1 protein-coding gene is annotated in these 25142 nt (G+C 74.8%); it reads left to right on the forward strand.

Annotated elements, in window-relative coordinates; translation table 11 throughout:
- Window positions 1-23: 23 nt before the first annotated feature.
- Window positions 24-25073, forward strand: a complete 25050-nt coding sequence (locus tag ACLZOT_RS17855) for a non-ribosomal peptide synthase/polyketide synthase (RefSeq protein ID WP_416969929.1) — start codon at window positions 24-26, stop codon at window positions 25071-25073.
- Window positions 25074-25142 lie beyond the last annotated feature (69 nt).

A 25142-nucleotide genomic window follows, 5' to 3' on the forward strand; every position in this document is an offset into this window, starting at 1 on the left:
GACGCCGACCTGGAGCACGCACTGTGAACACACGCCGCACGGGCCCCGTCCCCCTGCCCGCCACGGCCGCGCAGCACGGCGTCCGCGTCGCCGAGCACCTCGACGCGGACGCCACCGCCTTCCACTGCGCGGCCGTACTCCACCTCTCGGGCCCCCTCGACCCCGAACTCCTCGGCCGGGCCGTGGCACACGCGGTCGACGACGCCGAAGCCCTGCGGGTGCGGTTCACCGAGCACGACGACCGGCTGACGCTGCACGTGCGGTCCCCCGAGGAGGCCGGGACCGCACGTGAGCTGACCCCGGTCGACCTCGGCGCCCACCCCGACCCGGCCGCCGCCGCCGACGCCTGGGCGGCGGCGCGGCTCGCCGAGGCCCCCGCGATGCTGGGCCCCGACCCCCTCGTCTCCCACGCGCTCCTGCGCCTCGGCGACCAGAGCCACCGGCTCTTCCTCAGCTACCACCACGCGGTGCTCGACGGCTTCGGCCAGAGCCTGCACACCGCGCGGATCGCCGAGATCTACACGGCGCTGGAAGCGGGCGAACCCGTCCCGCCGTCGAGGGCCGGCACGCTCGCCGCCCTCGTCGAGGACGACGCCGCGTACGCCTCCTCCGCCGCCTTCGAACGCGACCGGCGGTACTGGCGCGAGACGATGAGCGGCCTGGCCGTCCCCCAGGCCCGCCCGCACGGCGGACCCGCCTCGCCCCTCCACAGCCGCGGCCCCCTCGGCCCCGAGCAGACCCGCCCCCTCCTGGACGCCGCGCGGGCGGCCCGCGTGCCGTGGACGGTCATGGCGATCGCGCTGACCGCCGCCCACCGCAGGGCCACGACCGGCGAGGACGAGACCGTCTTCGGCCTCCCGGTCGCCGCCCGGCAGGGCCGCACCGCCCTCACCACCCCCGGCATGCTGGCCAACGAACTGCCGCTGCGCCTGACCGTCAGCCGCTGGACGACCCTCGGCGACCTGGTCGACGAGGTGCGGCGCGCGCTCGGCTCACTCCTGCGCCACCAGCGCTACCGGGGCGAGGACCTGCACCGCGAACTCGGCCGGGCGAGCGGCACCGGCGGCTTCGGCGGCCTCACCCTCAACGTGATGGCCTTCGACCAGACCCCGCGCTTCGGACGCGCCGAGGCGGTCACCGACCAGCTGTCCACCGGACCCGTCCGCGGACTCGCCGTCAACCTCCAGGGCCGCACCGACGGCGCAGGCGGCCTCGCCCTCGACCTGCACGCCGACCCCACCACCTACCGCGCCGACGAACTCGCCGACGTCCGCGCCGGCCTCGTCCACTACCTCCGGCACGCCCCCGCCGACCTCGGCCGCCGCGTCGGCGCCGTCGACCCGCGCCCCGCGGGCACCCGCACCACACCCCTGCGCGGCGAACCCACCGTGCCCCCGGCCCGCCCCGGCGGCCTCGCCGAAGCCTTCGAGGAACGCGCCGCCAGCACCCCCGACGCGACAGCCCTCATCAGCGGCACCCGCACCATCACCACCGCCGAACTCAACGGCGCCGCCAACCAGTTGGCCCGCCACCTGCAAGCCCGGGGCGCGGGCCCCGAGTCCCTGGTCGCCCTCCACCTGCCCCGCTCCCCGGAACAGGTGACCGCCGTCCTCGCCACCCTCAAGACCGGCGCCGCCTACCTGCCGCTCGACCCCGCCTACCCGGCCGAGCGGACCGCGTACGTCCTCGACGACGCCCGCCCCGCCCTGATCGTCACCACCGTGCGCCTCGCCGGAGCCCTGCCCGCCGGCCTCGCCGCCCAGACCGTCGTCCTCGACGACACCGACATCACCGACGCCCTGCCGGCGACCGACCTCACCGGACCCGAACGCCCCACCGTCACCGCCGACTCGGCCGCCTACGTCATCCACACCTCCGGCTCCACCGGCCGCCCCAAGGGCGTCGTCGGCCTGCACGGCGGCGCCCTCAACCGCGTCGACTGGTTCGCCGCCGTCCACCCCCTGCCGCCCGGCCGGCCCGTGCTCGGCAAGACCTCGCTGAGCTTCATCGACGGCACCACCGAACTCTTCGGCGCCCTCCTGCACGGCGCCCCCCTCGTCCTCGCCTCCGACACCGCCCTGTCGGCCGCCGAGGACGTCGTCGACCTCGTCGACCGGCACCACGTCGGCCGCGTCAGCCTCGTCCCCAGCCTCCTGTCGGCCCTCCTCGACAGCGACCGCGCCCACCTGCTGCGCACCTGCGAGACCCTGGTCAGCAGCGGCGAGGCCCTGCCCGCCGACCTCGCCGCCCGGGTCGCCGAGACCCTCCCGGACACCCGCCTGCTCAACCTCTACGGCTCCTCCGAGGCCACCGGCGACAGCCTGGCCGCCGTCTGCGCGGGACCCGACGTCAGCCTCGGCACCCCCATCCGCGGCACCACGGTCCGCGTCCTCGACGACCTGCTCATGCCGGTACGCCCCGGTGAGACGGGAGAGCTCTACCTGTCCGGCGCCGGCCTCGCCCGCGGCTACCTCGGCCGCCCCGACCTGACCGCCGAACGCTTCGTCGCCGGCCCGGACGGCACCCGCCTGTACCGCACCGGCGACCGCGTCCTCCTGCGCCCGGACGGCACCCTCGCCTACCGGGGACGCACCGACTCCCAGGTCAAACTGCGCGGCAACCGCGTCGACCTCGCCGAGGTCGAGGCCGCCCTCAGGAGCGCGCCCGGCGTCGGCAAGGCGGTCGCCGCCGTCCACGGCACCGACGGCGAAGGCCAGTTGGCCGGGTACGTCACCCCGGCGGCCGGCCGCCCCGACCCCGCCGCGATCCGACGCCACGTGGCCGCCCTGCTGCCCGACCACGCCGTACCCACGGCGGTCGTCGTCCTGGACGCCTTCCCGCTCACCCCCAGCGGCAAGGTCGACCGGCGTGCGCTGCCCGCCCCCGTCTTCACCCCCACCTCGGGACGGGCCCCCGTCGGGCCGCGCGAGACCGCCCTGTGCGACCTGTTCGCCGACGTCCTCGGCCTCGACACGGTCTTTGCCGACGACGGCTTCCCCGACCTGGGCGGCGACAGCATCAAGGCCCTGCGCCTGGTCGGCCGGGCCCGCAAGGCGGGCATCGTGCTCAGCGCCCGCGACGTCTTCGAGCACCGCACCCCCGCCGCCCTCGCCCTCCTCGCCCCCGACACCGAGACGCAGGCCGCCCCCGCCGAACTGCCCTCCCCGCTGCCCGCCGACGAGACGGCCGCCCTGCACGCCGAGCGCGGGCCGGGCGAACTCCTGCCCGTGACCCCGCTCCAGGAGGGCCTGCTCTACCTCGGCCTCCTCGACGGCCCCGACGCCTACGTCGTACAGAGCTCCCTGGACCTCGCGGGCCCCCTCGACCCGGACCGCCTGCGCACCGCGCTCGCCCGGCTCCTGGACCGCCACGCCAACCTGCGCGCAGCCTTCCTCCACGAGGGACTGAGCGCCCCGGTCTCCTTCAGCGCCCCCGAAGTGCCCCTCCCCTGGCGGCACACCGACCTGAGCGCCCTCCCCGCACCCGACCGCGAGGACGCGGCACAGCACGCCGCCGACGAGGACCGCACCGCCCCCTTCGACCCGGCCGTCCCCCCGCTCCTGCGCCTGCGCCTGATCACCCTCGACACCACCCGCCACCGCCTCGTCCTCACCTACCACCACCTCCTGCTCGACGGCTGGTCCCTGCCCGTCCTGCTGCGCGAACTCCTGCACCTGTACGCTGCCGACGGCTCCGGTGAACCCGCCGCACCCGTACCGTTCAGGGAACACCTGCGGCTGCTGGGCGCCCGGGACCGGGAGACCGGCCTCGCCGCCTGGCGCGAGGCCCTCGCCGGACCGGTGGAACCGACGCTCGTCGCACCCGGCTCCACCGGCGCCGAGCACCCGTCCGAGACCGCCCAGACCCGGCTGCCCGCCGGAACCACCCGGCGACTGGAGCAGCGGGCCCGCGCCGCCGGACTGACCGTCGCGTCCGTCGTCCAGGGCGCCTGGGCCCTCGTCCTCGGTCACCTCACGGGCCGCGCCGACGTCGTCTTCGGCAACACCGTCGCCGGGCGCCCCGCCGAACTCGACGGACACGAGGACATGGTGGGCCTGTTCGCCAACACCGTGCCCGTACGGGTCACCTGGACGCCGCGCGAGTCGCTGCTCGACCTGCTGGTCAGGACCCAGGCCGAACAGGGCGCGCTCCTCGCCCACCAGCACCTCGGACTCGCGGACGTCCAGCGCGCCCTGGACGTCGGGCAGCTCTTCGACACCCTGCTCGTCGTGGAGAACCAGCCGGCCGGACAGAGCGAACTGGCCGTCGCCGCCGACGCGGCGGGCGTCACCGTCACCGGTCACGGCTTCCGCGACTCCACCCACTACCCCCTCGCGCTGACCGTGCTGCTCGGCGAGGAACTCGTCCTCCAGCTCGAACGCCGCGCGGGCGACGAAGGACCCGCCCCGGCCGCCGCCGTCGTGGCCCGGGTCGCCGCCGTGCTCACCGCCATCGCCGCGACCCCCACGCTCACCGTCGGCCGCCTCGCCGTCCTCACCCCCGACGAACACCGCGAGGCCGTCGGCGCGGGCGACAACACCGGCCACCCGCCCCTGGACCTGAACGTCGGTGAACTGCTGGAACGGCAGGCCGCTACCACCCCCGACGCCACCGCCCTGGTCACCGAGGCCGACACCCCGCTGACCTTCGCCGCCCTGGACGCCCGGGTGAACCGCCTCGCCCGCCACCTGATCGCGCGCGGCGCGGGACCCGGCACCGTCGTCGGCCTCCTCCTGCCCCGCCGCGCCGACCTGGTCGTCGCCCTCCTCGCCGTCCTCAAGTCGGGCGCGGCCTACCTGCCGATGGAGACCGACCTCCCGCACTCCCGTGTCGAACGCCTCCTCACCGACACCGCGCCGGTCCTCGTCGTCACCGCGGGCACCCCCCACGACACCGGCGCCATCCCCGTCGTCGACCTCGACGACCCGCACACCCGGGCCGCCGTCGACGCGCACGCCGACACCCCGGTCACCGACGCCCACCGCACCCGCCCCCTGACCCCGGCCGACGCCGCCTACATCCTGTTCACCTCCGGCTCCACCGGCCGCCCCAAGGGCGTCGTCATCGAACACCGGGGCCTGCGCAACCTGATCGCCCAGCACCACGAGACGCTCGCCGGACCGCACCTCCACGGCCGGCCCCGGCGCTTCGTCCTCACCGCGCCGCTGTCCTTCGACACGTCGTGGGAAGCCCTCATCTGGATGCTCGCCGGACACGAACTGCACCTCCTCGGCGACACCACCCGGCGCGACGCCACCGCCGTCGTCGGCTACCTCCGCGCCACCGGCGCCGACGTCCTCGACGTCACCCCCTCCTACGCCGAGGTCCTCCTCGAAGAAGGGCTCCTCGACGGCGAGACCGCCCCGGCGATCCTGCTCCTCGGCGGCGAGGCCGCCGGCGAACGCCTCTGGACCCGCCTGCGCTCGGTGCCGGGCCTCCAGTCCCACAACCTGTACGGGCCCACCGAGTTCACCGTCGACGCCCTCGCCGCCGACCTCGCCGACGCGGCCCGCCCCGTGATCGGCCGCCCGGTGCGCGCGACCGGCGCCCACATCCTCGACGACGCCCTGCGCCCGGTCCCCGCCGGAGTCCCGGGAGAGCTCTACCTCTCGGGCGATGGCCTCGCCCGCGGCTACCTCGGCCGCCCCGACCTCACCGCCGAACGGTTCGTGGCCTGCCCGTTCGGCCCGCCCGGCGCCCGCGCCTACCGCACCGGCGACCTGGTACGCCGCCGCGCGGACGGGCTCGTCGAATACCTCGGCCGGGCCGACAACCAGATCAACGTACGAGGCTTCCGCGTCGAACCCGGCGAGGTCGAGGCCGTCCTCGGCGAACACCCCGCAGTCGTCAGAGCGGGCGTCACCGTACGGGACGAGCGGCTCGTCGCCTACGTCGTCGTCCGCGAGGACGGCTCCCCCGACCCCGCGGAACTGCGCGCCCACGCCCTCCGGACACTGCCTCGGCACGCCGTACCGCAGGCGTTCGTGATCGTCGCCGAACTGCCCCTGTCGCCCAACGGCAAGCTGGACCTGAAGGCCCTGCCCGCCCCCGAGGCCGAGGCACGGCCCGCCGGGCGGGCACCGCGCGGACCCCGCGAGGAAGCCCTCTGCGCCCTGTTCGCCGACCTGTTCGGCGTGGACACCGTCGGACCCGACGAAGGGTTCTTCGACCTGGGCGGCCACTCCCTGCTGGCCACCCGGCTGGTCGGCCGCGTCCGCCGCGCCCTCGGCGTCCGGATCGGCGTCCGCGACGTCTTCGACGCCCCCACGCCGGCCGCGCTGGCCGCCGTCCTCGACCGCGCCGAGACGGCCGACACGACGGCCCCGCAGCCGCCCGCCGTACGCCCCGACCGTGTCCCCATGTCGTACGCCCAGCGCCGCCTGTGGTTCCTGCACCAGCTGGAGTCCTCCCGCAGCACCTACAACATGCCGATGGCGCTGCGGATCTCGGGCGCGCTGGACGTCGCCGCCCTCGGCGCCGCCCTGGCCGACGTCGTCGCCCGGCACGAGATCCTGCGCACCGAGTTCGCGCAGGACGACGACGGCCCCCACCAGACCGTACGGCCGCGGCCGGCGGGGCCGCTGTCCCTCACCCCCGTGGACGTCAGCGCCGCCGGGCTCGACGAGCGGCTGCGTGAAGAGGCGCTGAGGCCCTTCACCCTCGCCGGTGAACCCCCTTTCCGGGCCGCCCTGTTGCGCCTCGGCCCCACCGAGCACGTCCTGACGCTGACCGCCCACCACATCGCGGGCGACGGCTGGTCCACCGCCCCCCTGCTGGCCGACCTGGCCCACGCCTTCGCCGCCCGCCGCGACTCCACCGCTCCCGCGTGGGACGCGCCGGCTCCGCAGTACGCGGACCACACCCTCGCCCAGGCCGCCCTGCTAGGCAGCGAGGAGGACCCGGACAGCGTCGCGTCCCGTCAACTGGCCCACTGGCGCGAGACGTTGGCCGGTCTGCCCGAGGAGATCCCGCTGCCGCTGGACCGGCCGCGCGGCTCCACGGTGTCCGACCGCGGCGGCAGGGTGACCTTCGCCGTCCCCGAGGACACCTACCGGCGGCTCGCCGCGCTCGCGTCCGGCGCCGGCACCACCCCGTTCGTCGCCCTCCAGACGGCGGTCGCCGTCCTGCTGTCCCGGCTCGGCGGCGGCACCGACATCCCCGTGGGCGCCCCCGTCGCGGGCCGCACCGACGACACGTACCACGCCGCCGTCGGCGCCTTCGTCAACACCGTCGTCCTGCGCACCGACCTCTCCGGCGCCCCCTCCTTCCGCGACCTCCTCGCCACCGGCCGGGAGACCGCCCTGCGCGCCCTCGCCCACCAGGACCTCCCGTTCGAACGGCTCGTGGAGGTCCTCAGCCCCACCCGCTCCCTCTCCCGGCACCCCCTGTTCCAGGTGATGTTCACCTTCGACGACGCGCCCACCCAGGCCGTCGGATTCGGGGACCTCGACGTCACCGTGCAGGACGTGCCGACCGGGCTCGCCAAGTTCGACCTCGGCCTCACCCTCGCCGAAGCCGCCCAGGACGGTGGCCTGCACGGCGAACTCGACTACCGCGCCGACCTGTTCGACGAGGTCACCGCCCGCTCCCTCGCCGACCGCCTCGTCCGCGTCGCCGGCGCGCTGGCCGCCGACCCCGACGCCCCCGTCGACCGGATCGACGTACTCGGCGACCAGGAACGCGCCACCGTCCTGGACCAGTGGGGCACCGGCACCCCCGGACCCGAACCCCGCACCCTGCCCGCCCTGTTCGAGGCACGGGTCGCCGAGACACCCGACGCGCCCGCCGTCGTCCAGGGCGTGCACGGCGAGCCGCTCACCTACCGCGAACTCGACGAGCGCGCCAACCGGCTCGCCCGCCACCTGGTCCAACTGGGCGCCGGACCCGACCGGTTCGTCGGCGTCTGCCTGCCCCGCTCCGTCGAGTGGGTCGTGGCCTGGCTCGCCGTCGCCAAGGCCGGAGCCGCGTTCCTGCCCATCGACCCCGCCTACCCGGCCGAACGCATCCGCTTCATGCTCGGCGACAGCGCACCCCACCCCGTCCTGACCCTCGCCGCACTCGCCCCGCCGCTGCGCGAGGCCGGCGCCGACTGCCTCCTCGTCGACGGCCCCGCCCTGCCCGACCTCCCCGCGCACCCCCTCACCGACGCCGACCGGACCGCCCCCCTACGGCACGACCACGCCGCCTACGTCATCTACACCTCGGGCTCCACCGGCGTACCCAAGGGCGTCGTCACCCCGCACACCGGCATCGCCGCGCTCTCCGCGCTCCAGCGGTCGGTGCTCGGGCTCGGCGGCGGGAGCCGGGTCCTGCAACTGGTGTCCACCAGCTTCGACACCTCGCTGTGGGACGCGTTCTGCGCCCTGCTGTCCGGCGCGACCCTGGTCCTCGCCCCCGAGGACACCCCTCTCGGCCAGGACCTCGCCGACTTCGTCCACGACGCCTCGGTCACCCACGTCGCCGTCCAGCCCGCCGTCGTCGCGAACCTGCCCGACGACAGCCTCCCGGCCGGCGTGACCCTCACCCTCAACGGCGACGTCCTGCCGCCAGGGCTGGTCCACCGCTGGCTGCCCGGACGGCGGATCCTCAACGGGTACGGGCCCACCGAGGCCACCGTCGGCGCCGCCATCTGGGACTGCGCCCGCCTCGACGCGACCGGTCCCGTGCCCATCGGCCGGCCCTTCGACGGCAAGCGGCTGTACATCCTGGACGAGTCGCTGCGCCCCGTACCGCCCGGCGTCCCGGGCGAGCTGTACATCGCCGGCGGGCTCGCCCGGGGCTACCACGACCGGGCCGCGCTCACCGCCGAACGCTTCGTCGCGTGCCCCTTCCCCGGCTCCCCGGGTTCGTCGGGGGAGCGCATGTACCGCACCGGAGACCGCGCCCGCTGGAACCGGCAGGGCGCCATCGAGTTCCTCGGCCGCACCGACGACCTGGTCAAACTGCGCGGCTTCCGCGTCGAGCTGGGCGAGGTCGAGGCGGCCCTCGCCGCGCACCCCGACGTCGCGCAGAGCGTCGCCGTCGTCCGCGAGGACGTCCCCGGGGACCGGCGCCTGGTGGCGTACGCCGTACCGGAACCGGGCCGTACCCTCGACGCCGCCGTACTCCAGAACTGGCTGGCGCAGCGGCTGCCCGCCTACCTGCTGCCCTCCGCCTGTGTCGTCCTCGACGCCCTGCCGCTCAACGTCAACGACAAGGTCGACCGGCGCGCGCTGCCCCGCCCCGAGACGGCCGCCACCCCGGGCCGGGCCCCGCAGGGCGCGCGCGAACAGCTGCTGTGCGACCTGTTCGCGCAGGTGCTGTCCACCGGCCCGGTCGGAGCCGACGACGGCTTCTTCGACCTCGGCGGCGACAGCATCCTGTCCATCCAGCTGGTCAACGCCGCCCGCCGCGCCGGACTCGCCCTCAGCACCCGCGACCTGTTCGAGCACCCCACCCCGGCCGCCCTCGCCGCGCTGGTCCCGGCGCCCGAGGCGACCGACGGAGGCCCGGACGTGGGCGACGTACCGCTGACGCCCGTCGTGCACCGCTGGCGGGAACTCGGCGGACCCACCGGGACCTTCCACCAGTCCGTCGCCGTCCCCGTGCCGGCCGGCCTGGGCCTGCGTGAACTGACCGGCGCCGTCGCCGCGCTCCTCGACCGGCACGACGCCCTGCGCCTGGCCCTGACGACCGGGCCGGAGTGGCGGCTGCGGGTCCTGGCCCCCGGCTCACTCGACGCGGGACGCCAGGTCCGCCGGGTCGACGCGACCGGCGCCCACGGCAGCGCGCTGCGCGACCTCATCACCCGGGAGGCCGCCGAGGCCCGTACCCGGCTCGCCCCCGAACGCGGCGAGGTCCTCCACGCCGTCTGGTTCGACCGGGGCGACGAACCGGGCCGCCTGCTGCTGGTGGCCCATCACATCGCCGTCGACGCCGTGTCCTGGCGCATCCTGCTGCCCGACCTGGCCGAGGCGTGGCAGGCCGTCGAGGAGGGGCGCGAGGTACGGCTCGCGCCCGTGCCGACGTCCCTGCGCGCCTGGGCGGCCGGCCTGCACCGGCTCGCCGCCGAACCGGCCACCGGCGACAGCCTCGGCCCCTGGCTCCGGCGGGCCGACGCGGACCTCGCCCCCCTCGGCGGCCGCCCCCTCGACCCCGCCCGCGACACCCTGGGCCAGGCCGGACGCCTCGAACTCACCCTGCCGCCCGAGACCACCGCACGCGTCCTGGACGCCACGCACAGGCTGCGCTGCGACACCGGCGAACTCCTCCTCACCGGCCTGGTCCTCGCGTTCTCCGGCCGCTACCGCGACCGGCCCGGCGTCCTCGTCGAGATCGAGGGCCACGGCCGCGCCGAAACCCTCCTGCCCGGCGCGGACCTCTCCCGGACCGTCGGCTGGTTCACCACCCTGCACCCGCTGCTCCTGCCCGCCGGACACGACCCGGACGAGGTCCTGACCTCCGTCAAGGAACGCCTCCGCGACGTCCCCGACCAGGGCATCGGCCACGGCCTGCTGCGCCACCTCAACCCGGCCACCGCCGCCCGCCTGGCCCGACTCGCCCGCCCCGACCTCGGGTTCAACTACCTCGGCCGGGTCAGCGCCGACCAGGGCGGCCTGTGGACGTCCACCGCCGACGAGGGCGCCGTCCTCGACGAGCAGGACCCGGCCACCCCCCTGTCCCACGCCGTCACCCTGGACGCCGTCGTCCTGGACGGCACGGACGGCCCCCGCCTGACCGCCACCTGGACCTGGGCGGCCGGCCTCCTGACCCCCGAGGCCGCCCACGCCCTCGCCGAAGGCTGGTTCACCGCCCTGACCGGACTCTCCGTCCACGAAGGCGTTCTGACGCCGCCGGACGTGTCCGCGCCCGGCATCACCGCCGACGACCTCGCCACCCTGCGCGACCTGCACCCCGACCTCACCGACGTCCTGCCGCTCTCCCCGCTCCAGCAAGGGCTGTACTTCCACCACGTCCACCACGGCACCCGCGACGAGGACTACGTCGTCCAGTGCGCGGCCGACCTCGACGGGCCGCTGGACGTCGACCGGTTCCGGCAGGCCGCCCAGGCCCTCCTGGACCGGCACACCAACCTGCGCGCCGGCTTCCGGCACGAGGGCCTCGACCGGCCCGTGCAGGTCCTGCCGGGACAGGTGCCCGTGCCCTGGACCTACACCGACCTGACCGCACTCACCCCCGCCGACCGGGACGGCGTCCTGGAGAAGACCGCCCGCCACGAACGGGAACGGGGCTTCGCCCTCACCCGGCCGCCCCTGCTGCGGTTCGCACTCCTGCGCTCGGCGGACAACCGGCACCGGCTCCTGCTGACGCTCCACCACATCCTCCTGGACGGCTGGTCGACGCCGGTCCTCTTCCACGACCTCCTCCACCTCTACCGGGCGGACGACCCCGAACCACTGCCCCCCGTACGCCCGTTCCGCGACCACCTGCGCTGGCTCGCCGCCCAGGACCGGGAAGCCGCCGCCGAGGCATGGCGCACCGCCCTCGACGGACTGCCCGGCCCCACCCTCCTCGTCCCCGGCCACACCTCCGCCGACCCCGCGCAGAGCATCGCCGAACTCTCCGAGGAGGACACCGCCGCCCTGACGGGCTTCGCCCGCGAGCGCGGCGTCACCGTCGGTACGGTCGTGCAGGCCGCGTGGGCGGTGCTGCTCGGCCGCCTGGTGGGCCGCGACGACGTGGTGTTCGGCGTGACCGTCTCGGGCCGCCCCGCCGAACTGGACGGCGCCGAGTCGATGGTCGGCCTGTTCATCAACACCGTGCCCCAGCGCGTCCGGCTGGACCCGCGCGAGACACTCGGCGACCTCGCGGCACGCGTCCAGGCGGAACGCTCGGCACTCCTCGCGCACCAGCACCTCGGACTCGCCGAGATCCAGCGCAACGCCGGACACGGCGAACTCTTCGACACCACCACCGTCTTCGAGAACTACCCGGTCGACGCGGACGCCCTCGCCACGACGGCCGCCCGCAGCGGCCTGACCCTGGGACCCGCCGACATCACCAACGCCGGCCACTACCCCGTCACCCTGACCGTGGCCCCCGGAGCCCGGATGCGCTTCCAGCTCCGCCACCCCTCCGGCGCGTACGACACCGACGAGGCCGCGGTGATCGCCGGCCGGCTCGCCGGGCTCGTCCGCCTCACCGCGACCGCGCCACGAACCCCCGTAGCACAGGCGGGACTTCCCGCGACGAACGAAAGGCGGCAGAACGTGGAGCGCAACGGCACGGCGGGCGAGGCCCCGGACGGCACCGCCGTCGACCTCTTCGAGGCCACGGTGGCCCGCGTCCCCCGCTCCGTCGCCCTGGTCACCGGCCGAGGAACGCTGGCCTTCGCCGAGCTGAACGAGCGCGCCAACCGCCTCGCCCACCTGCTGATCGCGGCCGGCGCCGCCCCCGAACGCCACGTCGCCGTGCTCCTGCCGCGCACCGAGGACTGGATCGTCACCCTCCTCGCGGTCCTCAAGTCCGGCGCCGCGTACGTCCCCGTCGACCCCGCCCAGCCCGCCGTCCGCACGGCGCACGTCCTGCGCGAGACGGCCCCCTGCGCCGTCGTCACCACCCGCGCCGGGGCGCCCGACGGGCCCACCGAGGGCGCCGAGCTGATCGTCCTCGACGACCCCGGAACCGCGCGCGCCCTCGCGGACGCGAGCACCGAGGACCCGGCCGGGCGCGGACTGCGTCCCGGACACCCGGCGTACGTCATCCACACCTCCGGCTCCACCGGCACCCCCAAGGGCGTCGTCGTCCCGCACTCCGCCCTCGTCAACCTGTACGCCGCGCACAGCGAAGCCCTCTTCGCGCCGGGCCGGGAACGGCCCCTGAGGGTCGGTCACCTCAGCCCCGCCACGTTCGACGCCTCGTGGAACCCGCTGCTGTGGATGGTCGCCGGACACGAACTGCACGTCCTGGACGAGGCCACCAGGACCGACCCCCACGCGGTCGTCGCCCACGTCGACACCCACCGCCTGGACTACGTACAGGTCACGCCGACCTACTTCGAACGCCTCCGGGACGCCGGCTTCCTCGGCGACGGCCACCACCCGGCCGTCATCGCCCTCGGCGGCGAGACGATCACACCCCCCGTCTGGGAGACGCTCGCCGCGTCCCGCGCGACCGCGTGGAACCTGTACGGGCCCACCGAGTGCACCGTCGACACCACCGGCACCCTCATCGAGACCGGCACCGCCCCCCACCTCGGCCGCCCCCTCCTCAACACCCGCGTCCACCTCCTCGACGCCGCCCTGAAGCCGGTCGCCCCCGGCACCGTGGGAGAGCTCTGCCTCGCCGGCCCGCAACTGGCCCGCGGCTACCTCGGCCGGCCCGACCTCACCGCCGAACGCTTCGTCGCCGACCCCTTCGGCGCCCCCGGCGACCGCCTCTACCGCACCGGCGACCTGGCCAGGCGACGCCCCGACGGACGCCTGGAGTTCGCCGGCCGCTCCGACCAGCAGGTCAAACTCCGCGGCTTCCGCATCGAGCCCCGCGAGATCGAGGCCGCCCTCGAAACCCACCCGGCGGTCTCGGCCGCCACGGTCGTCGTGCGCGAGGACCGGCCGGGGGACCGGCGCCTGGTCGGCTACGCCGTCCTGTCGCAACCCGGCGACCCCGACCTGCGCGCCCACCTCGCCGAGCTGCTGCCCGAACACCTCGTGCCGTCCACGGTCGTCGTCCTGCCCGAACTGCCGCTGACCGCCAGCGGCAAGCTCGACCGGACGGCCCTGCCCGCCCCGCGCCAGTCCACGACCGGCGGCGCCCGCTCACCCCAGGGCGAGCGCGAGACCCTCCTGCTGACCCTGTTCGCCGAGGTGCTCGGCGTCCCGGACGCCGGCGTCGAGGACGACTTCTTCGGCCTGGGCGGCGACAGCATCCTGTCCATGCAGCTCGTGGGCCGGGCCCGACGCGCCGGACTGACCCTCACCACCCGGGACGTCTTCGACCACCGCACGGCGGCGGCCCTCGCGGCCCATGCCGGCTTCATGGGCGAGACCGCTGCGGCCGAACCCGAGCCTGACGACGACGGTGTCGGCGAACTCCCCCTCACCCCGATCATGGTCCGGCTCGCCGAGTCCGGCGTCCCCCTCGACGGCCACGCCCAGACCGTCGCCGTCCGCCTGCCCGCCGACATCGGCCCCCGCCACCTCACCGAAGCCCTCCAGGACCTCATCGACCACCACGACGCCCTCCGGATGACCCTGGAGACCGACGAGGCCGGCTGGGTGCCCGAGATCCGCCCGCGCGGCACGGTCGGCGCGGACTCCGTCCTGGAACACGTCGAAGCCCCCGACGCCGAGGACGTACGGTCCCTGGCGTCCCGCGTCACCGCCCGGCTCTCCCCGGCCGACGGAGCCGTCGTACGGGCCGCCCTCCTCGACCGGGGCCCCACGGAACAGGGCCTCCTCGTCCTGGCCGTGCACCACCTCGCCGTCGACGGCGTCTCCTGGCGCATCCTCCTGTCCGACCTGGCCACCGCCTGCCTGGCCCGCGCCAAGGGCGAACGGCCCCGGCTGCCGAGGGTGGCCACCTCCCTGCGGACCTGGGCCCACGCCCTCACCGCACAGGCGGCGGCCCGGCGCACCGAACTCCCGCTGTGGAAGGCCGTCCTCGAAGGCCCCGACCCGCTCCTCGGCGCCCGCCCCCTGGACCCCGCGACGGACCTCGCCGCCACCGTCCGCCGCACCGAGGTCACCCTCCCGGCCGACCTGTCCCGCGCGGTGCTCGCCGCCGACAGCCCCGACCACCTGATGCTCGCCGCCCTCGCCCACGCCGTCGGACGCCGCCGCGCCGAACGCGGCCACCACCACGCCTCCGGCGTCCTCGTGGACGTCGAGGGACACGGCCGGGCCGAACACCTCGTCGAGGGCGCCGACCTCTCCCGGACCGTCGGCTGGTTCACCAGCGTCCACCCGCTGCGGATCACGACCGGCGACGCCCCGGACGCGGCCCTGCGCGGCGTCCTCGACGCCGTGACCGCCGTCCCCGACGGGGGCGTCGGCTACGGGCTGCTGCGCCACCTCAACCCGCGCACCGCACCGGTCCTGGCCCGCGCGGCCACGCCGCAGATCATGTTCAACTACCTCGGCCGGGTCGGCGCCCCCGCCGGCACCGACGGCTTCGTCCCCGAACTCCTCGGCGCCGGCGACGACACACCCGACGCGCCCCTCGGCCACGTCCTCGTCCTCGACGCGGTGGCGACGGAGGCCGGCGACGGGCCTCGCCTCACGGCCACTTGGTCCCGCGCGGGCGAACTGCTCACCGAACAGGACGTCACCGACCTCACCCGGGTGTGGACCGAGACCCTGCGCACGCTGACCGGCGGCACGGGGGAGGAGCCGGACGACGGCCACGAGGGCCCCGGCGGCAACGGCGGCGGCTCCACCGGCCCCGGCACCCCGCCGAGCCCCCTCCCCGTGGACCTCACCGACGTCACCCTCACCCCCCAGGAACTCGACCACCTCACAGCCACCGGCCCCACCCCCGAAGCCGTCCTGCCGCTCGCGCCCCTCCAAGAAGGACTCCTCTTCCACCACGCCCTGGACCAGGACGTCCCCGACGTCTACAACGCACAGGCCACCCTCGACCTGACCGGCACCCTGGACCCCGCACGCCTGCGCGAGGCCATGCTCGCGGTGCTGCGCCGGCACCCCAACCTGCGGGCGAGCTTCCGCTTCGACGGCGTCCGCACCCCCGTCCAGGTCATCCCGCACACGGTCGACCTGCCGTGGACCGAGACCGACCTCCGCGACCGGCAGGACCCGCGCGCCGAGGCCGCCCGCCTCGCGGACGCCGACCGCGTCCGCCGCTTCGACCCCGCGCACGGCCCGCTGCTGCGCTGCCTGCTGCTGCGCCTGGCCGACACCTCCTTCCGGTTCGTCATCACCAACCACCACGTCCTGTGGGACGGCTGGTCCCAGCCGATCCTCCTCAAGGAACTCATCGAGCTGTACCGGACGGGCGACCCCGGCGCGCTGCCCCCGGCCCGGCCGTTCCGCGACCACCTGCGCTGGCTCGCCCGCCGGGACCGCGACGCCGCCGCCGGGGCCTGGCGCGACGCCCTCGACGGCCTCCCGGGACCGACCCTGCTCGCCCCCCGGACCGGCGCCCCCACCGAGGCACCCCGCCGGCTGGAGCACGCGGTCGACCCGGAGACGTCCGCCTCGGTGACCCGGTTCGCCCGGGAGCGGGGCGTCACGGTCGGCGCGGCCGTGCAGGCAGCCTGGGCGGTACTGCTGGGCGGCCTCGTCGGGCGTGGTGACGTGGTGTTCGGCGTGACCGTCTCGGGCCGTCCCGCCGAACTGGACGGCGCCGAGTCGATGGTCGGCCTGTTCATCAACACCGTGCCCCAGCGCGTCCGGGTGGACCCCGCCGAGGCACTGGGCGACCTCGTGGCACGCGTCCAGGCGGAACGCTCCGCACTGCTGGCGCACGAGCACCTCGGACTCGCCGAGATCCAGCGCATCGCCGGACACGGCGAACTCTTCGACACCGCCCTGGTCGTCGAGAACTACCCGGCGGGCGACGAGGTCACCGAGGTCGTCCCCGGCCTCGACGTCATCGGCACCGACGGCTACGACTCCACCCACTTCCCCCTCGCCCTCGCGGTCCTCCCCGACGACGTCCTGCGGCTACGGCTCGACTGCGCCCCCGGCCTCTTCGACGACCACGCCCTCGCCGCGGTCGCCGAACGCTTCACCGGCATCCTGCGCACCATCGCCGCCACCCCCGCCCTGCCCGTGGCCCGCGCCGGACTCCTCACCGCCGAGGAGGCGCACCTCGCCGCAGGCGTCGGCACCCACGGCCCCGCCGCCGAACCCGACGCCCTCTGGCACCACCTGTTCGAACGCCGGGCCGCCCAGCACCCGGCCGGCCCGGCCGTGGAGTTCGAGGACGCCACCCTGACGGCGGCCGAACTCAACGAGCGCGCCAACCGGCTGGCCCGCCTGCTCATCGCGCACGGCGCGGGACCCGAGCGGTTCGTCGCAGTGGCCCTGCCCCGCTCCCTGGACCTGCCCGTCGTGACCCTCGCCGTCGCCAAGGCGGGCGCCGCCCTCGTGCCGGTCGACCTCGCCCACCCGGCCGAGCGCGTCCGGCTCGTCCTCGGCGACACCGACCCGCTGCTCGTCGTCACCACCCGCGACGCGGGCTTCCCGCACGGCGACCTGCCGCGCGTCGCCCTCGACGACCCGGACACCGTCGCCGCCCTCGCGGCCCTCCCGGCCGACGACGTACGCGACGAGGAGCGCACCGCCCCGCTGCGGGCGGGCCACCCCGCCTACACCGTGCACACCTCCGGGTCGACCGGCCGCCCCAAGGCCGTCGCCGTCACCCACGCGGGACTGCCCGCCCTCGCCGCGGGCCAGATCGAGCGGTTCGCGGTGACCGGGGACAGCAAGGTGCTCCAGTTCGCGTCACCCACGTTCGACGCCTCGGTCTCCGAACTGATGATCGCGCTGCTCTCCGGCGGCACGGCCGTCCTCGCCCCCGCCGACCGCCTCCTCCCGGGCCCCGGCCTGGCCGCCCTGCTCGCCGGGAAGGCGATCACCCACGTCACCCTGCCCCCGGCCGTCCTCGCCGTGCTGCCCGACGACGCCGTCCCCGCCGGCACCATGATCACCACGGCCGGTGACGCCTGCACCGCCGAGGTCGTCCGCCGCTGGGCCCCCGGACGCCGGCTGGTGAACGCCTACGGGCCCACCGAGTGCACCGTCTGCGCGACCATGTCCGCACCGCTCGCCCCCGACACGGGCGTCCCGCCCATCGGCGGCCCGATCGACGGGGCCGTCGTCCACGTCCTCGACTTCGCCCTGCGCGCCGTACCGGACGGCGTCGTCGGCGACCTCTACGTGTCCGGGCCCGGCCTCGCCCGCGGCTACCTCGGCCGCCCCGACCTCACCGCCGAGCGCTTCGTCGCCGCCGCCTCGGGCACCCGGATGTACCGCACCGGCGACCTCGTGCGCCGACGCCCCGACGGCGAACTGGAGTTCGTCGGCCGCGCCGACGACCAGGTGAAGGTACGCGGATTCCGCGTCGAACCCGCCGAGGTCGAGGCGTACCTCGGCCAGGAACCCGGCGTGGCCCGCTGCGCGGTGACCACCGACGACCAGCGCCTCGTCGCACTCGTGGTGCCCGAGGTCGGTGCCGCACCCGACCCGGTACGGCTGCGGGAGTCACTCGCCGAACGAGTGCCGGCGCACCTCCTGCCCTCCGCCGTCCTCCTCGTCGACGACCTGCCGCTGACCCGCAACGGCAAGCTCGACCGGGCGGCCCTGACGATCCCGCGCAGCGCACGGACCGGTGCCGGACGCGGTCCGCGCACCCCGCAGGAGGAGATCCTGTGCGGGCTGTTCGCCGACGTCCTCGGCGTGGACGCGGTGGGGATCGACGAGTCCTTCTTCGACCTGGGCGGACACTCCCTGACCGCCACCCGGCTGGTCAGCCGCGTCCGCAGCGTCCTGGGCGCGGAGCTGTCGGTCCGCGAGGTGTTCCAGGCGCCGACCGTCACGGGACTTGCTGCGCTGCTGGAGTCCAGCGGTCCTTCGGACGGTGCGGTGTTGGGGAGTGGGGTGCGGCCCGGGCGGGTTCCGCTGTCTTTCGCCCAGCGGCGGTTGTGGTTCCTGGACCGGTTGGAGGATTCGGGTGCGGCTTATAACGTGCCGATGGCTCTGCGGTTTTCGGGGCGTCTGGACCGGGGCGCTTTGTCCGGGGCGTTGGGGGATGTGGTGGGGCGCCACGAGGCATTGCGTACCGTGATCGCGGAGGATGGTGAGGGTCCGTATCAGGTGGTGTTGGATGCGGAGTCCGTTTCTCCTGAATGGGTGGTGCGATCAGTTCATGAAGGGGATTTGGATGGTGAGCTGTCGGCTGCCGCTCGACGGGGTTTTGATTTGTCGGGTGAGTTGCCGGTGCGGGGGTTCTTGTTCGAGGTGGGGGTGGATGAGCATGTGGTGTTGTTGGTGATGCATCACATTGCGGGTGATGGTTGGTCGGTCGGTCCTTTGGCGGCTGATTTCGCCGAGGCTTTTGTCGCGCGGTCCGGTGGCAGGGTTCCGGAGTGGTCTGCGTTGCCGGTGCAGTATGCGGATTACGCGGTGTGGCAGCGGGAGTTGCTGGGGTCAGAGGACGACGCGGGGAGTTTGTTGTCGCGTCAGGTGGAGTTCTGGCGTGAGGGGTTGGAAGGTCTGCCGGTGGAGTTGTCGTTGCCGGTGGACCGGGCGCGTCCGGTGGCGGGTTCGCAGCGTGGCGGGCGGCTGGAGTTCGTGGTACCGGCTGGATTGCATAGAGGGCTCGTGGGGGTCGCGCGTGAGTGCGGCGCGACGGTGTTCATGGTCATGCAGGCGGCGTTGGGTGCCCTGTTGTCCCGGTTGGGCGGGGGCGACGATGTGCCGATCGGTGCGCCGGTCGCGGGCCGGGGTGATGTGAAGCTGGAGAGGCTGGTGGGCTTCTTCGTGAACACGTTGGTGCTGCGGACGGACGTATCGGGTGATCCGTCGTTCCGTGAGCTGGTGGGCCGGGTACGGGCGGCTGATCTCGCGGCGTTCGCTCATCAGGACGTGCCGTTCGAGCGGATCGTGGAGATCGTCAACCCGGAGCGTTCCGCCGCCCGCCACCCCCTCTTCCAGACCGCCCTCACCTGCAACACCGCCGACGAGATCTCCGCCCTCGACGTGACGACCCGCCTCCCGGGGCTGACGACCCGGCCCCTCTCCGTGGACACCGGGGCCGCCAAGTTCGACCTCGACTTCGAGTTCGGCGAGACCCTGACGGACAGCGGTGCGCCCGCCGGTATGACCGGGACCCTGGACTACAGCGCCGACCTGTTCGACCCCGAGACCGCCGGGTCCGTCGTCACCCGGCTCCTCCGACTGCTCGAAGCGGTCGTCGCCGACCAGGACCTGCGGGTCCACGACATCGACCTGCTGGACGCGGCCGAACGCGACCAGGTGCTCCGGGAGTGGGGCGGCGGCGAGGTCTACGTCCTGGCCCCCGGCCTGCGTCCCGTCCCGCCCGGCGTGTACGCGGACGTGTACGAGGCGCTGGACGTCCCCGGCGAGGGCATGGTGGCCGACCCCTTCGGACGGCCCGGCCGCTGGCTCCGCCCGACCGGCGAACGGGGCCGCTGGAGCCGTACCGGCGAACTGGTCCGCGCCCAGGCCGAGGACGCCGGCACCGCTGTCGGCAGGGGGACCGCGCGGGTGGCGCGCACTCCGCAGGAGGAGATCCTGTGCGGGCTGTTCGCGGATGTCCTCGGCGTGGACGAGGTCGGGGTCGACCAGTCCTTCTTCGACCAGGGCGGGCACTCCCTCGCCGCGGTCCGGCTCATGAACCACATCCGCGCTTCCCTGAACACCCCGGTGTCGCTCAAGGAGTTCTTCGAGGACCCCACACCCGGCGGCGTGGCCAAGCTGCTCGACGCCTCGGGTTCTTCGGGTGGGGTGGTGTTGGGTGGTGGGGTGCGTCCTGGGCGGGTTCCGTTGTCTTTTGCTCAGCGGCGGTTGTGGTTTTTGTATCGGTTGGATGGTCCGGGTGCGGTGTATAACGTGCCGATGGCTTTGCGGTTTTCTGGTGGGTTGGATCGGGGGGCGTTGTTTGGGGCGTTGGGTGATGTGGTGGGGCGTCATGAGGTGTTGCGTACGGTGATTGTGGAGGATGGTGAGGGTCCGTATCAGGTGGTGTTGGATGCGGGGTCGGTTTCTGTTGATTGGGTGGTGCGGTCGGTTGGTGAAGGGGATTTGGCGGGGGAGTTGTCGGCTGCTGCTCGGCAAGGGTTTGATTTGTCGGGTGAGTTGCCGGTGCGGGGGTTCTTGTTCGAGGTGGGGGTGGATGAGCATGTGGTGTTGTTGGTGATGCATCACATTGCGGGTGATGGTTGGTCGGTGGGGCCTTTGGCGGCTGATTTCGCCGAGGCTTTCGCTGCGCGGTGCGCCGGTGAGGTGCCGCAGTGGTCTGATCTGCCGGTGCAGTATGCGGATTACGCGGTGTGGCAGCGGGAGGTGCTGGGTTCGGAGAACGACCCGGAAAGCGTGCTGTCGCGTCAGGTGGAGTTCTGGCGCGAAGGGCTCAGGGATCTGCCGGTGGAGTTGTCGTTGCCGGTGGACCGGGCGCGTCCGGTGGTGGCTTCGCAGCGCGGTGGGCGGCTGGAGTTCGACGTGCCCGCCGAGCTGCACACGGGGCTGATGGCTGTCGCGCGGGAGTGCGGCGCCACGGTGTTCATGGTGGTCCAGGCGGCGTTGGGCGTGCTGCTGTCCCGGTTGGGTGGGGGCGACGATGTGCCGATCGGTGTGCCGGTGGCCGGTCGGGGTGATGTGAAGCTGGAGAGGCTGGTGGGCTTCTTCGTGAACACGCTGGTGCTGCGGACGGACGTATCGGGTGATCCGTCCTTCCGCGAGCTGGTGGGCCGGGTACGGGCGGCTGATCTCGCGGCGTTCGCTCATCAGGACGTGCCGTTCGAGCGGATCGTGGAGATCGTCAACCCCGAGCGTTCCGCCGCCCGTCACCCCCTCTTCCAGGTCTCCCTGTCGATGGAGAACGCCGACGCGCAGAGCACACCGCCGCTGCCCGACGTACCCGGCCTCACCGCCGGCTCCTACCCGGTGGACACCGGGGCCGCCAAGTTCGACCTCGCCTTCGGTTTCGGTGAGCGGGCGGAGGGCGGTTTCACCGGCTCGCTCCAGTACAGCCTCGACCTGTTCGACCGGGAGACGGCGGAGTCCTTCGCGGCCCGTCTGGTCCGGCTGCTGGAGTCCGCGACGGCCGACCCGGGCCGGGCCGTCGGCTCCCTCGACCTCCTCCCGGACACCGAGCGCGGGCACCTGCTGGAGGAGTGGAACGACACCGCCTCCGACGCGGGCAGCCCCACCTTCCCGCAGCTCTTCGAGGACCGGGTCCGCCGTACTCCCGACGCCCCCGCGCTGATCGGTGACGGGTTCACGTTCAGCTACGCGGAGCTCGACGCCCGCGCGAACGCGCTCGCCCATGAGCTGATCGCCGCCGGAGCCGGGCCCGAGGACGTCGTCGCGCTGCTGCTGCCCCGGTCCGCCGAGCTGATCGTCTCCCTGCTCGCCGTGGTCAAGGCCGGTGCCGCCTACACCCCGATCGACCCGGCGCATCCCGACGCCCGGATCGGCGTCGTCCTGGAGGGGAGCCGGGCCGTGCGGGTCCTGACCGACCGGGACGGTGCCGCCCGCGTCGGAGGTGTCCCGGCCGTCCTGGTCGGCGAGTTGGACCTGACGTCCCGTTCGCGCCAGGCGCCGACCGACGCCGACCGGGTGCGCCCGCTGCGTCCCGAGAACCCCGCGTACCTCATCTACACCTCCGGCTCGACCGGGACGCCCAAGGGCGTCGTCGTCCCGCACACCGGGCTCGCCTCGCTGGCCGCCGAGGAGGGGCGCCGGTTCGCGGTCGGGCCCGGCAGCAGGTTCCTCCAGCTGTCCGCCCCGGGGTTCGACGCGATGGTCCTGGAGGTGACGTCCGCGTTCGGCGCGGGCGCGGCTCTCGTCGTCCCGCCGCCCGGTCCGCTCGCCGGTGAACTCCTCGCCGAGACCGTCGCCGCCCACCGGGTGACCCACGCCCTGGTGCCGCCGGCCGCCCTGGCGACCGTCCCCGAGGGCGCCCTGTCCACGATGACGACCCTCGTCGTGGGCGGCGAGGCGTGCGGACCCGAGCTGGTGGCCCGCTGGTCCACGGGCCGCCGCATGGTGAACGCCTACGGGCCCACCGAGTCCACCGTCGTCACCTCGACCTCCGACCCGGTCGCCGCGGGCGGTGACGTCCCGATCGGGCGCCCCGTCCAGAACACCCGGGTCCACGTCCTGGACGAGGCGCTGCGCCCGGTCCCGGTCGGCGTGCCCGGCGAGCTGTACGTCAGCGGCGCCGGGCTGGCCCGCGGTTACCTCGGCCGCCCCGACCTGACCGCCGAGCGGTTCGTCGCCGCCCCGTCGGGCGCCCGCATGTACCGCACCGGAGACCTGGTCCGCTGGCGCCGGGACGGCCAGCTCGTCTTCCTCGGCCGCGCCGACGGCCAGGTCAAACTGCGCGGCGTCCGCATCGAGACCGGCGAGGTCGCCGCCGCCGTGTCCACCGCGCCCGGAGTCCTCACCGCCGTCGCCGGTCTGCACACCGCCGACGGTGTCCCGCGCCTGGTCGCCCACGTGGTCGCCGAGCCGGGCACCGACCTCGACCCGGCGGCGGTCCGCGAGCACGCCGCCGCCGTCCTGCCCCGCCATCTGGTGCCCGCCGCCGTGGTGGTCGTCCCGCGCATCCCCGTCACCGCGAACGGGAAGACCGACCGCGCCGCGCTGCCCGCGCCCGACTTCACGTCGGCCGGTGCGACGCGGGCGGCCTCCGGGGAGCGGGAGGAGACCCTCGTACGGCTCTTCGGCGAGGTGCTCCGGCTGCCCGAGGTGGGGGTCGACGACGGCTTCTTCGACGTCGGCGGGGACAGCATCCTCGCCATCGAGCTGGTGAGCCGGGCCCGCCGGACGGGGCTCGTGCTCTCCCCGCGCCAGGTGTTCGAGCACGCGACGCCCGCCCGGCTCGCCGCCGCGGCCGGTTCGGCGGGCGGCGCCGGCTCCGAACCCGAGGGCGCCGGTACGGGCCCGATCCCGCTGACGCCCGTCGTCGCCTGGCTGCGGGACACCGGGGCGCCGGTCACCCGGTTCAGTCAGTCCACCCTCGTCCGCACCCCCGCCGGCCTCGGCGCCGGCCAGCTGCGCGACGCCCTCGCCGAGCTCCTCGACCGGCACGACGCCCTGCGCCTGACCCTGGAGACCGACGAGGGCCACTGGGAGCAGCGGGTACGGGAGCCGGGCACGGTCGACGCGTCCGCGTGCCTGCACCGGGTGGACGTGGAGGGGCTGGACGACGACGCGCTGCGGGCCGTGCTGCTGGCGGAGGGCGAGGCGGTCAGGGCACGGCTCGACCCACGCCGGGGTGCCGTTCTGCGCGCGGCCTTCTTCGACCGGGGTCCCGGCGAGGACGGCATGCTGCTGATGGTCGTCCACCACCTCGCCGTGGACGCCGTGTCGTGGCGCGTGCTGCTCCCCGACCTCGCCGAGGCGTGCCGGTCCCTCATGGCGGGCGACCCCGTACGGCTCCAGCCGGTCGGCACCTCCCTGCGCTCCTGGGCCACGCGGCTCACCGAACTGGCCCACGAACCGGCGCTCGCCGCCGACGCCCCCCGCTGGGCGCAGACCCTGCGCGAACCCCGCGCCGCCCTCGCCGGCCGGGCCCTCGACCGGGCGAGAGACCTCGCCGCGTCCTCGGGGCACCTGATGACCCGGCTGTCCCCGGAGACCACCGCCGCGCTGCTGGCCGACGTGCCCGCCGCCTACCGGTGCGAGCTGCGCGAGATCCTGCTCGCCGCCCTGGGCTGGGCCGTCGCCGACTGGTCCGCCGACGGTGGCGCCGTGGTCGCCGAGATCGAGGGACACGGCCGCGACGAGGAGCTGGTGCCGGGCGCCGACCTGTCCCGGACCGTCGGCTGGTTCACCCAGACCCACCCGGTCCGCCTCGACCTCGCCGCCCCCGACCGGGCCGAGGCGTGGTCCGGCGGCCCCGCGACCGGACGCCTCCTCAGCAGCGTCAAGGAACAGCTGCGGTCCCTGCCGCTGCGCCGCGCCGGGTACGGGCTCCTGCGCCACCTCGACGCGGACGCCGGCGCCGAACTCGCCCAACTGCCCGCTCCCGACCTGGCGTTCAACTACCTCGGCCGGTTCACCGGCACGGCCGGCGACGACGGTGAACCCGGTCCCTTCACGGCCCTGTCCGGCTACGAGACCGGCGGCGACCAGGACCCGGACGCCCCCCTCAGCCATCTCCTCGACCTGTCCGCGCTGGTCGCCGACCAGGACGGCGCCCCCGTCCTGATGGCCAACTGGACCTGGGCGTCGGACGCCATCCCGCGCGAACGCGTCGAGGCGCTCGCCGGGCTGTGGAACCGGGCGCTGGAGACCTTCGTCCGCCACGCCGTCACGGACCACGGCCTCACCCCGTCCGACGTGACGGTCCCGCACCTCAGCCAGGACGAGATCGACGAGTTCGAGGACGAGTTCGACGACGAGGACGAGGCCGCGTGGTGACCGTCGCGCCAACTCCCTTCCCCACCGCGTCTTTTCGCGCCGCCTGAACGAGATTGTCCGCCCGCCGCC

It is taken from the genome of Streptomyces sp. 4F14 (assembly GCF_048159485.1).
Lineage (GTDB): Bacteria > Actinomycetota > Actinomycetes > Streptomycetales > Streptomycetaceae > Streptomyces.